This is a genomic window from Clostridium sp. (assembly GCF_021372645.1).
Lineage (GTDB): Bacteria > Bacillota > Clostridia > Clostridiales > Clostridiaceae > Clostridium.
Map to the genome: position 1 here is coordinate 44,541 of NZ_JAJFUC010000044.1, position 12,092 is coordinate 56,632.

Annotated in this window: 13 protein-coding genes, 1 pseudogene and 1 riboswitch; all 14 genes and pseudogenes read left to right on the forward strand. The window is 29.6% G+C overall.

Features of this window, described 5'->3' with window-relative positions:
- The first annotated feature begins 33 nt into the window (after nt 1-33).
- Nucleotides 34-738 (forward strand): hypothetical protein, encoded by a 705-nt coding sequence (locus LLF98_RS07215; protein WP_291702285.1) that lies wholly within the window; start codon nt 34-36, stop codon nt 736-738.
- A gap of 204 nt (nt 739-942) precedes the next feature.
- Nucleotides 943-1,143 (forward strand): hypothetical protein, encoded by a 201-nt coding sequence (locus LLF98_RS07220; RefSeq protein WP_291702287.1) that lies wholly within the window; start codon nt 943-945, stop codon nt 1,141-1,143.
- An 18-nt stretch (nt 1,144-1,161) separates the two neighbouring features.
- Nucleotides 1,162-2,004, forward strand: a complete 843-nt coding sequence (locus LLF98_RS07225; RefSeq protein ID WP_291702289.1) for a hypothetical protein — start codon at nt 1,162-1,164, stop codon at nt 2,002-2,004.
- Nucleotides 2,005-2,266: 262 nt separating this feature from the next.
- The gene (locus LLF98_RS07230; RefSeq protein WP_291702290.1) at nt 2,267-2,512 is read left to right on the forward strand and encodes a hypothetical protein; all 246 of its coding nucleotides are present in this window, start codon (nt 2,267-2,269) and stop codon (nt 2,510-2,512) included.
- Nucleotides 2,497-2,886 (forward strand): hypothetical protein, encoded by a 390-nt coding sequence (locus LLF98_RS07235; RefSeq protein ID WP_291702293.1) that lies wholly within the window; start codon nt 2,497-2,499, stop codon nt 2,884-2,886. Before LLF98_RS07230 ends, LLF98_RS07235 begins: the two co-directional genes overlap by 16 nt.
- Complete coding sequence (locus LLF98_RS07240; protein WP_366512080.1) at nt 2,876-4,441, forward strand: hypothetical protein; 1,566 nt, start codon at nt 2,876-2,878, stop codon at nt 4,439-4,441. Before LLF98_RS07235 ends, LLF98_RS07240 begins: the two co-directional genes overlap by 11 nt.
- Nucleotides 4,442-4,507: 66 nt before the next feature.
- On the forward strand, nt 4,508-5,800 hold the full coding sequence (locus LLF98_RS07245) for a phage portal protein (RefSeq protein WP_291702295.1): 1,293 nt from the start codon (nt 4,508-4,510) through the stop codon (nt 5,798-5,800).
- Nucleotides 5,801-6,694: 894 nt separating this feature from the next.
- Nucleotides 6,695-7,123, forward strand: coding sequence for an SHOCT domain-containing protein (locus LLF98_RS07250; RefSeq protein ID WP_291702297.1), 429 nt, complete (start codon nt 6,695-6,697; stop codon nt 7,121-7,123).
- Nucleotides 7,124-7,196: 73 nt separating this feature from the next.
- On the forward strand, nt 7,197-7,361 hold the full coding sequence (locus LLF98_RS07255) for a hypothetical protein (protein ID WP_291702299.1): 165 nt from the start codon (nt 7,197-7,199) through the stop codon (nt 7,359-7,361).
- A 16-nt stretch (nt 7,362-7,377) separates the two neighbouring features.
- Complete coding sequence (locus LLF98_RS07260) at nt 7,378-7,728, forward strand: hypothetical protein (RefSeq protein ID WP_291702301.1); 351 nt, start codon at nt 7,378-7,380, stop codon at nt 7,726-7,728.
- Between the two features lie 12 nt (nt 7,729-7,740).
- Nucleotides 7,741-10,158 carry an Ig-like domain-containing protein gene (locus LLF98_RS07265; RefSeq protein WP_291702303.1) on the forward strand — a complete coding sequence of 806 codons (2,418 nt, stop codon included), beginning with the start codon at nt 7,741-7,743 and terminating at the stop codon, nt 10,156-10,158.
- Nucleotides 10,159-10,197: 39 nt separating this feature from the next.
- Nucleotides 10,198-10,428 (forward strand): iduronate sulfatase, encoded by a 231-nt coding sequence (locus LLF98_RS07270; RefSeq protein WP_291702305.1) that lies wholly within the window; start codon nt 10,198-10,200, stop codon nt 10,426-10,428.
- A gap of 156 nt (nt 10,429-10,584) precedes the next feature.
- Nucleotides 10,585-10,683, forward strand: a pseudogene (locus LLF98_RS07275) (YebC/PmpR family DNA-binding transcriptional regulator); the annotation flags it as partial.
- Nucleotides 10,684-10,929: 246 nt separating this feature from the next.
- Nucleotides 10,930-11,012, forward strand: a riboswitch (cyclic di-GMP riboswitch).
- 209 nt (nt 11,013-11,221) lie between these two features.
- Nucleotides 11,222-11,974: an A24 family peptidase gene (locus LLF98_RS07280; protein WP_291702307.1), complete on the forward strand. Its 753-nt coding sequence runs from the start codon at nt 11,222-11,224 to the stop codon at nt 11,972-11,974.
- Nucleotides 11,975-12,092: the final 118 nt, after the last annotated feature.

The window sequence follows — 12,092 nt, forward strand, 5'->3', positions numbered from 1 at the left end:
AAAAATCAAAAGAAGAAAGACGAGGAAATTAGAATGATAATAATTAAGTTTAGAGAGAACAAGAAACATCGAGGAGATGGGAAGTATTATATTTATGAAAGAAAATCATTTAGAGTTGATGGGAAGGTAAAGAAGAAAGATATATATTTGAAGAGTATTGACCAAAAACAGTTTCATGCAGAAGATTGCCTTATTTATACAAGACGAGATGGAACACTATTCCATTTTGAGTTTCCAGAAGAACTAAAGGAAGAGTTGTATAAAGCCGTAGAAAGACGAAAAGTGAAAGAACAAAATAAAATCCAAGAGAGATTAAATTGGTTATCCGATGAAGGGTTCATCACAGAGGATAATTACAAAATATATGAAGCTGGAATAGAAGGCAAGTTATGGACTAATAAGGAAGAGTTCTACAAAGATGAATTATTCAATTCTAAAGTCGTAATGTCTAATCTAAAATATTTCCGTAGAGGGTGTAGAAATAAAGAAGAAGACGATATAAGACATGAAGCTATAATGGAAGAATATAGAAGAATAATAGAACAAAAACAACTAGAACAAGATATTGCCGATAAACGTATGGCTATTGATAAAGAACAAGCTTCTATCAAAGAAGAAAAAGCTAAGATTGAAGAAATGGAAGAAGGACTTGAAAGACTTATGAAAAAGAGTGAGTTATGTGAAAGAATCGACAAAGTGATTATAATGATAGAAGAATTGGAGAAAATGTGTAAATAGTGTGGAGGGTACGAAAAGGTGATTTGTCCATAATCATACCCACCACAAAAAATAATACAACTTGTGGTGGGTACATTTGTACAAGCGTATGGACATTCATACCCACCACACGAAGAAGAATAATTGTGGAGGGTATAGAAGAGAACAAAGTTCCGAAATGTACCCTCCACAAAATACTAAAGAAGAAAGACGAGGGAAATTAGAATGAATAAAGAAATTACTTATGAAAATAGAATAGTTAGGTCATATATAGATGCAGACAAATTAATGAAGTTGGGGTTTATATGTTTAGGGATAGAAACCAATATACAAGATAGTACCAAATTAATATTTTGGTTCAAAAATACTAGAGAATTAAACAAGGCTTTACAAGAAATCAGTAATAGCTTTAAAACTAAAGAATAGGATAAATGGTGAAAACGAATGAGGAAACAATATAATGATAATTACAGTAGAATACCAAACAAATTATTTTACATGAAAAACGATGAAGAAGAAAGAGAAGAAGAAATAGAATATATAAAGGAAGGAACTATAATGGAAGTAGTAGGAGATAATAAAGTAATACTAATATTGCATGAATTATATTTAGGTAGCGACTTTAGATTCAAATGTTATAGAACTATAGATAGCTTACTTGAGGATATTGGTTATAAGTTAGATAAAGATAATAGAAGAGCCGTAAAGGATATATTATTAAAACTAAGAGAAATTGGATATATCAATTTTGAAGGAACTGAAACTTCAATCAAATCAACAACATTACTAAAAATTGATGTAAGTAAATTGAAGGAAGAAACAAAGGATAATTTCGTTGAGTTGGCTCAATGTGAGATTGACAAGATAATGGAATTAGAATGTGATTTAAGAACTAAGATGGGAATGTTAAAATTCTACTTATATCTAAAGGCTAGGGTATATAAGAGAAAACTAACAAGTGAAGATACTTATTTAGATAGAAGAGCTGATGCAAAGGCAGAAGCTACTTGGCAATCATTTGATTTTATTCACAAATGGACAGGCATCAAAGATGAACAAGCTAGTAAATATGTAGATATGTTAGTTGAATTGGATATGATAACGGTTTATAAAAGTAAATATAAGTTCAAAGAAAAAGATAAGGACTTATGGAAAGACTTCTCCAATATATATGTTATTAATAATTTACAAGCGAGTGTAGACGATATTAATGAAGAAATCAAACTTTGTGTAAAACAATATAGCCATATACTAGAAAAAAGGGGTTGTAGTATCATACACATTTAAAGTGAGTAATAGACTAATTCCGATAGTCCCCTTTACCGAGGGGGTCTAAAAGTTGGATATGAGAATTTAGTCCCCTCAACTGAAGGGGTCTCAGGGGGTACAGTTAATAGAAGAACCTATTTTAGTAAAAGTAAAATAATCTTTGATTGCATGAACAAGTTCACGCAAAGCTTGTTGAAGCGTTGGAGTTGAAAGAAGCGTTGGTAATTGCACCTTCGCTTTTTTTATGCAATAAATTAGAAATTAAGAAGGAGTGATTTGAATGTTAAATATAGGAATAATGGTTTTAATATGTGGAATTTTACTTGAAGAAATGAGGATAGCTAATTATAAGGATAAGCTTATCCAAAGTGAGGAAAATAGAAAACGCAACAATGAATTTATGGAAATACAAGAGAGGATAATGGTTGAATCAGCTAAGTTGGGTGAAAGAATGAAGATATCAAGTGAACAAAGACAAAGAACTTATGAAGAAATAATGGAGGTGATAGAATGTCAAGAAAAGTAGTTAATTTACAAGATAATGTACAGGATATTTTAGAAAATAAAAAGCTTTGGTATTTTATCAAATGGTATATAAATGGTCAAAAGCTAGAGGAATGGAAAAGTGTTCAAACTTCAATTGGAATATCTCAAACTAGTGATTGGGCTGTTAAAACATATTTTGAAAGAGAAGATGTTCAAAGAGCCATGATTGAGATTACTAAGTTAAACAAGGATTTTAATTTGGTTCAGATATATAATGCAATGTTAAAGCTTGCATTAGAAGGTGATAAGAGTGCAGCTGATTGGATTATGAAGTTTAGTGGAAGTGATTTCTTCGAAGCTAAATCATCTGCATTAGATGATTTGATTGGAGGATTGAACTTAGATGATGAATAGAGACGAGAAATTTATGAGGGTGTGGAATAATCCTGTATTATTTATACAAAACTTTTTAAAGATTACTGATAAGAATGGTAAGCTAGTGCCATTTATTTTAAATCCAATGCAAAAAGATTTCATTAAGAATTTAGATAGTTACAATATAATATTAAAGGCTCGTCAGGGTGGAATGAGCGTGGCTATATGTGGACTAGCTATTTACTATGCAGTAACTATTCCTAATTCAACTTGCATGATGTTATCTCATAATGATGAATCTACAAGGGCAATATTCAATAAGCTTAAAGCTATTTATAATAGTTTGCCAAGTGGTATTAAACCTAAATTAGTAAAAAATAACAGAGCCGAACTGCAATTGCAAAATGGTTCTATAATATCATGTTCAACTATGGGGCATACAGATAAATCAAGAGGTAACACCTTAAAATTATGTCATATATCTGAATTTGCATTTGTTCAATCAGATGTAGCTACAAAACAATTATTGGCTATTGAACAAGCTATTCAAGCTAATGGTCACTTAATCATAGAATCAACGGCTAATGGATTAAACCATTATAATATCTTGTATAACAAATCTAAGAATAATGAAAACTCATATAAAGGATTCTTTTACAATTATATTGATACATCATGTATGTTCTTAGATGAATATGAGAAGTTCAAGAAGATATTTAATAATATTAATGGTCATGAATTTGGCGAAAAGGATTTAACGGAAGAAGAAAGAGAATTATTAAAAATTGAAGGAATGACTTTAGATATTATATGTTGGAGAAGGCTCAAGATTCAAAATAGTTCAATTGACCAATTTAATCAAGAGTTTCCATTAACAGATGCAATGGCATTTATCACAAGTGGTAATAGCGTGTTTGATAATGAAAGGATAACCAATGTATTAAGTGTATTACAATTGCAAAAAGAAAAGTTTATAAAGAAAACAGATATTGAGGATTTACCAAGTATTTTAAAACAATACTATGGTAGGTCTTTTTTTATGTACCAAAAACCTAAAGTTGGGGAAAAATATTACATTGGTGTGGATAGTTCGGAGGGTGTTGGTAAAGACTCAAGTACGTGTGTTGTTCTTAACAAAGATGGTGAAGAGGTTGCAATGTTCAAGGATAACAAGATTAAACCTTATGTGTTCGCAGAGTTTGTAAATGAGTTAGGTCATTATTATAACAAGGCTCTTTTAGTTGTGGAAAAAGCTAGTGGAGGGCATAGCGTTATTGAGAGATTGAGATACACATTCAAATACATGAACATGAGTAAATACAAATCTTATGATGAATTTATGAAGGTCAGATACACAGTTGGATTTGATACTAATTCAAAAACCAAAGGTATTATAATCAACGACCTTAGAGAAATGTTTGAAACAAATCAAATATTATTACATTCGGCTGAAACATTGGAAGAAATGAAGGTGTTTGAGGTTAAAGATAACGGCTCTATGGGTGCAATGGGAGGATTCCATGATGATTTAGTTATTGCAACTGCATTAGCTTTAGCTGGTTTGAAGAGTGGTCAGAATTATAAATGGTTATAGAAAATCAAATCCGACAATGTCGGACTTGAAAACTCAAAAGGATAAAAAGAAAGGAATGATTTACTAATGAAAAAAATAGAAGAATACATTAAAAATGAATATACAAACGATATATTTTGGTTTACAAAAGAGGTGGAAAAACCTCATAACACAACTAGAATTGCAAAGGTGAGGACTTTAAAGAATTATCTACATGGAACACATAAAGTATTAGGTAGACAAGATACTAAGTATAAGGATAAGGAATTTAAGGTTAAGAAGTTAATACTTAATAATGCAAAGACTATATTAAATTTTCATTCAACTTATTTATTAGGGAATAGTGTGAGTTTAACAGGTTCAGAAGCTTTAGTTAAAGAACTACAAGAAATATATAACTATGGTGGATTTAATGATATTGATTTTGAACTAATGGATAAGCTAACTAAATACGGAGATTCATATGAATATATTTATAAAGATGGAGATAGAATTACATCTAAGGTCATAGATAATAGTTGCAGTTATCCTGTTTATAATGATTCGCTTGAATATATTGCATTCATTGAACATTGGACTAACGCAGAAAACAAGAATTATTGGAATGTCTATTATGAGGATAAAGTTCAAGAATGGAATGATAATGGTGATACTATTACTATGACAGGAGAATATAAGAATGTTAGTGGCTTACCATTACATTATAAAGGTTTGAATGATTGGGATAGTAGATATGGCGAAGGATTACTTGAAAATATAATACCAGTTCTTGATGAAATAGAAGATATACTTTCAAAAATGGGAGATAGTATTTATACATTATCTTTAAATCCATTATTATTAACTCAAGGACAGGCAATTGAAGGAAGTATTAGTAATGATAGTGTTGGCTTTAATGTGGCTCTGGAGAATGGAGCTGACATGAAGTATGTAACGGCTACTATGGATTACTCTACTATTAAATATTATCTTGATACATTACAGAATGAATTGAATATTATCTCTTATATGCCTAGTATATTAGGTGGAAGTGGTAATATAGCTAATGTTAGTGAAGTATCATTAAAGATGTTATATTCTCTTGCAGATGTTAATGCAATGATTAATGAGAAAGTAATGAGAAGAGGATTCAATGAAAGGTTTAATGTTATTAGAAAGCTTATAGGTCAAGAGACTAAGAGCGAGTATGTTAATGTTACATTTAATTATAGTAGACCTCAAAATGCAAGTGAGTTACTTGATAACTTAAAGAAACAATTTGATATGAACGCTATTAGCTTACAATCTATCATTGAGAAGTCACCTGTATCAGACGATGTAGGTATGGAGTTAGAGAGGTTAAAGAAGAGCGAGAAGGTTGATGAACCTGATGCAGCTTAAAAGGTGACGAATAGTGAGTTAGATGCGACAGCGATGTCGTATTTTCTTTGTGATGGTGGGGGAGTGAGTAAATAGGAGTATGAGAGAGTATGATGGAGGAAGGTAATAGTTAGAAAAGACAAGGACAGAATGGTTAGTGAGGACAAGAAGATAATGGCATATTGAGAAGGGTAATTGTTGAAGGAGATATGTGGATAGTATAGTCTTGTTATCTACACATTTTTTTATAACAAAGTATAATTGAAATATGACCCTTTTAAAAACAAAGCGATTATCTTCATCTTTTCATCATGTTCTTGAAGTCTATCAATGATTTTGAGGGGTGGAGATACTACCAAGTATGGATAATCCAAGTTTGGTACACAACAAGATTATAAGTATCTGTATGAAAAAGGCTATATTTCCATAATAATGTGTCATATTTGGTGTGATTTGGAGTACATTTAGGTGATTTAATGGTCATAATTGGCATTAAAATTTAGGTTTTAAGGTTCTTAGTGATGCATAATACTGCATTATGCACCGTTAAGGCTATAATGAACGCTATTTATTGATGTATAAGTATGCAAAAAGACTAACTATGTGAGAAGATAAGGGTGTTGATGTTAGAAGTGGCACTAATACTAGGATTGAAGAGGATTGGTATTCGTTTTATAAGGATGTATTCATCATAATATTACGCAAAACAGTTCGGGAAATTTTTATTTAACGAAATTATTGTGGTATTTTATGGTATAAAGTGAATTATATACGTTAGATGTGTGTAATAATGCAATTACCCCATTTTCAGAAATAGTCGGCTTACAGAGTAAAAAACCACCCACCGAAAAAATTTGAGAATACAGGAATATTATGGTACAATCCAGTTACAACGAAGTTTAAGGGGGAAATGGTATGAACAATAGTTCAATGATGGCACTCTATACAGGAGTAATAATATTAGTAATATGCATATCTATATGGGTTATATGGCAAAGTAGTAAAGTAGATAAGGCAATGCCAAAGAAAGAAATTTATGATGATTTATTAAGCGAATTAAGGGAAACCCCTAATAATGCTTATTTAAGAGAAAAGGCACTATTGGCAGGAAGAGATTATTATGGGACTCTTAGATTAGATGGACACTTAACCATTTATGATGAACAAGCTATTACTAATGATATTAATGTAGCTGTAGGTAATGGGAATCCAATTGAGCCACATAATAATAGTAACAATGTTTATAAAGATATCGAACAATTAGCGAATTTGAAAGATAAAGGTATTTTGACGGAAGAAGAGTTTAATGAAAAGAAAAGAGTATTATTAGAAAAAATTAATTAACAGATTAAAAAGGGATTATCTTATTTTGAGGTAGTCCTTTTTTGATACTCAAAAATAGAAAGGAATGGTTTAAATGAAAGATTACACAGAACTTTATAGAAAAGAATATGAAGCGAAACAAAGAGCCCAAGAAATAATATATGGTTCAGGAAGAGATATATACAAAGAAAACGATGAACTCAAAAAAAGAATTAAAGAACTTGAAGAAGAACTTGAATCTTTAAAACAAATGAAATAGAAAGGAAGATGCACAAATGACTAATAATTTACAAAGATTAAAACTTGAATTAAACAACAAAGAATATTTCACAGACGAGGATTACACTTTATTATTAGATGAAAATGGTTTGGTTGCAACATCTCCTTATGTGAAGAGTGATAATGAAATCAAACTATTAGAAACAGTAATATCTGTATTAGAAGCGTTATCAAATGATGTGGATTTAATGAGAAAGATAGATTCTAAAGACTTATTATCAACTGATGAAGCTAAATCATCAATAGCCGATAGAATATATGATTTGAATAAAAGAATTATGACATTAAAACAAAAAAAGGATGAATATATATCATCAAATATAAGACCTATATTTTTTACACGATAAGGAGGTGGAAAAATGATAAATACAATAGAATATGCAATGAATTTAGAGATTCAGATGAATGGAGTTTCTGGTCAAATAGATGGAGTATCTACTAAGTTCGTATTAAAACCTTGTAGTAATGGCTCTGAAAACCATTATGACTTGAAGACAATTATATCTAAGACACCATTTAAACAAGGTTCTCTTATAACTATTGGTACTGATATCTATTTAGTTGTAGATATTGAGGAACAATTCGCTCAAACCGTTTATCACAAAGGAACTATAAGAAAATGTGATAAGTTTATGGCTTCTACTGATGAACAATATCTTAATAGATATAACCTTAATGGATTTGTTGACAAAGATACATCAACAATAGTGGCTACTGATTATTTCCTTGAAGAAAACTCTTATATTAATGCAACTATTCCATTAAATCAATATTCACCTAGTTTTACTAATTTATTGTATAAAAACTATGCATATTTGGTAACTAGTTCAGATAATACAAAAGAAGGAATAAGAATAGTTACGGCTAAGAAAACAGCTTATGGTTATAGTGAAGACCATTATACTATAGTGTTATCAACTATTAGTTCTCAAAATCATATTGGAGATACAATTCAATTAGTTGCAACTTGTAAAAAGAATAATATTGTAATTGATAATCCTGTGATAATGTATTCATCTAGTGATGAAAGCGTTGCAACGGTATCAGCTAGTGGTTTAATTACTTGTATTGCAAATGGTAATATCAAAGTAACTTGTACTTATGAAGGTATATCTACTGAATATTCTTTAGAAGTTAAAACTGATAGCTATGAAATATCATTGAATAGTGCAAGTGGAGATTTACAAGAAGGAACAACTTATCAATTAAGTCCTGTTTGTAAGAAAAACAATGTTATAGTTGAAAATCCATTAGTAACTTATTTATCAAGTGATGAAACTATTGCAACAGTATCAACTACTGGTTTAGTATCGGCTATTAAGAATGGTTCATGTGTCATAACTTGTACTTATATGGGTGTAAGTGCAACTTATGCATTAAACGTTAAGCTAGGAGATATATATACAATTGAATCTAATGTGACTTCTATAATAATAGAAAGAACTAAGACTATTCAATTAAATCCAACAGTTAAATTAAATGGTACGGTAATAGAAAATCCAACATTAAGTTATAGCGTTGGTGATACTTCGATTGCAACTTGTAACAATGGACTTGTAACTGGAACTGGAGTTGGTTCAACTTCTATTAACATTGATTATGAGGGTAAAGCTAACTACACAATAAATGTTACTATATCTGAATTGCAAGTGGTTTATACAATTAATGGAGTAGATTCATTCCACCAATTAGATGATGAAGTATTTACTATTAGTCCGTTAAGAACTTGTACTTTCTATATAAGTGACTTTGATTCGCAAAATATAGCCAACATTATTTCTGATGATGGTAATGGTACTTGTACAATTTATGGTCATTCAACATTATCTGCAAATACGTTCACTTTACAAGCTAAAGATAACTTAGGAAACGTAATAGCTAGTAAGAATATAAATGTTGATAATGGCACTTCAACTTATACATTAGATGTTGATAGTTCTCAATTATCATTAAATTTAGATGAAACATTTACACATCAAATAGTGGCTACTTGTAAGAGAAATGGTGTTGTTATGACTAATCCATTAGTGACTTATTCATCAACCAATACAAATGTGGCAACGGTATCTGCAAGTGGTTTAATTACTGGTGTTAGTCTTGGCTCTACTAGTATTAAGGCTACTTATAGAGGTGTTACTAAAACTATAAACACAGTTGTAGCTAGTAACGCTCCAGTAGTACAAGTGCCTTTCCATTTAGAAGCTACTTCTGCAATTTCATCATTTTCAAAAGGGCAACAAGTAGTATTTAAAGTTTATAAAGATACTGGTGGCTTATATCCTAATACCGATAAATCATTAACTTGTACATTAACAAGTGCAAATGGTACAAATAATTGGTCAGTACCATCTATTAATTATGGTTATGCAGATCATTATGAAGTGTATGTTACAAATATTAATTGTGCAAGTAGTGGAGATTATCAATATCAATTAACTACTACGGATTCAACAGGCTATACTGTTACACAATCATTCTTCAATAAATATTCTACTCCATCTCCTAATTTGAGAGAATTTATTGATAATGTAGAGGTTCATAATCCTACTATAAATATGACCGTTGGACAAGTTAAATCTATTAAAGTTTATTGTAATGATTGGGGAAATTTAATCAACAATTGGTTTGTAAGTGGTTCTGACGTTGTAACATTTGATAGAAGTAAATTAACTTATTCAACTAATGATGTAAAAATTACGGCATTAAAAGCTGGAACATCAGTTGTTAAGTTACAAAGTGATACTCTTATAGAAACAATAACTATAAATGTAGTATAAATTTAATGCCCAAATATTATAAGAAAGGAGGTGTTCATTATGGAACAAATGATAACTGTAATACAAAACTTTGGATTCCCAGTAGCTTGTTGTATAGCTATGGCTTATTTCATTTATATCATGTGGGGAAGAATGAACTCAACATTAGATAAAATTACAGAGACTAACAATCAACTAGTTTTGACTAATCAATCTTTAATATCTAGTATCAATTCTAAGGTAGATACTATAGAAGAAAAAGTAGACAAGATTGCAAATAAAATTGGATAGTATTTCCATTGACATACAATTAGGGAAGGTATACAGTGTGATTATGATATACAAAGCTTTGATGATGGTTTTTGCCATGTGTTGGATGATGATGTATGTCATAAAAATAATTATGAATAAAAATCGCTCAATAGTAGTGCGAAGCTAGGTAAGTCGGCTAAGAAGTTCCAAAAGATGTTAGATTTACTTGAAGATGATGATGACGTTCAAGAGGTTTATCATAATGCTGAATTCCCTGAAGGATGGGATGAATAGTAGATTTAAAGAAAATAAAAGTTGTAAAATATTTAGAAGATAAGTTTAGTTAAAAACATATTCAATATTTATATAATTATTGAATATGTTTTTTCTTATATAAGATTATAAAAAGTTGAAAATAGAAGCATAAAGTTTTTTGTGTATAAATGGTGAAATGTAGGATTAATTTACGGAAGAACTATATATATGGACAAATGTACCATATTAATGATATTATTATAATATAGAAAAGAATATTGTATTTTATTATAAGGAAACTGTGATCCATATATTTTAATTGGGCACTTTATATATGGTAAGTTAATAGTGCAACCGACCTTTAGAGTTTATAAAGGTCGTTTTTTTATATGCAAAAATGAATAAAACTCACTTTGTTCAGTTAGCTTTAAATATTATGAAATATATATTAAGAAGATGCTTGAAAGTATGTTACATAAAGTGCAAAATTAAGTAAACATTTACTTTACAATATATTTCAAATTAACCGAAGAAAAATGGCAAAAGTATTAAAAGATATATTTAAGAAGGTGATAAATTGGATTATGCTTTAATAGGGATTTGGGGATTGGTTATAGGAAGTTTTTTAAATGTATGTATTTACAGAATTCCTAAAGAAGAATCAATTGCATTTCCACCATCACATTGTGCAAAATGTCAACATAATTTAAGTTCAGTGGATTTAGTTCCTGTATTTAGTTATATTTTTCTTAGAGGAAGATGTAAATATTGCAATGAAAAAATTTCTATAAGATATCCATTCATAGAAAGTCTTAATGGAATATTATATTTGATTATATACTTAAAATTTGGATTAACTCTAATTGCTTTAAAATACTGTATTTTAGTATCAATTTTAATTGTCATTGGACTGATAGATTATGATACTCAATTTGTTTATACTTCTACAACGATATTTGGAGGTATTGTAGGTGTAGTTTTCATAATAGTACAAGCTGCAATGTATAAGAATGAAGTTCTTGATTTAATATTAGGTGCAGTAATAGGCTTTGGAATTATAGGATTAATTGTATTTTTAACCAGAGGAATGGGAGAGGGCGATATTGAAATCGCTACTGTTTGTGGATTATTCTTAGGCGTTAAAGGGATTTTATTAGGTTTATTTTTAGCAATAATAATAGGTGGGATAATAGGAATAATTATTTTAGCTTTAAAATTAAAAGAAACAAAAGAAAAAATAGCATTTGGACCATGTATAGCAATTGGAAGTTTAATTTCTATGTTATGGGGAGTTGAGATATTAAAGTTTTATTGGAATTTACTAATATAAATTGTAGTAAAACATATATACTTGATTAAATTAAAAGAGGAATTTAAACTATTAATATAGAAATAAATATATATTTTATAATAGTTGTCAAGAATTGACAAGAGAGGTGAGACAAAGA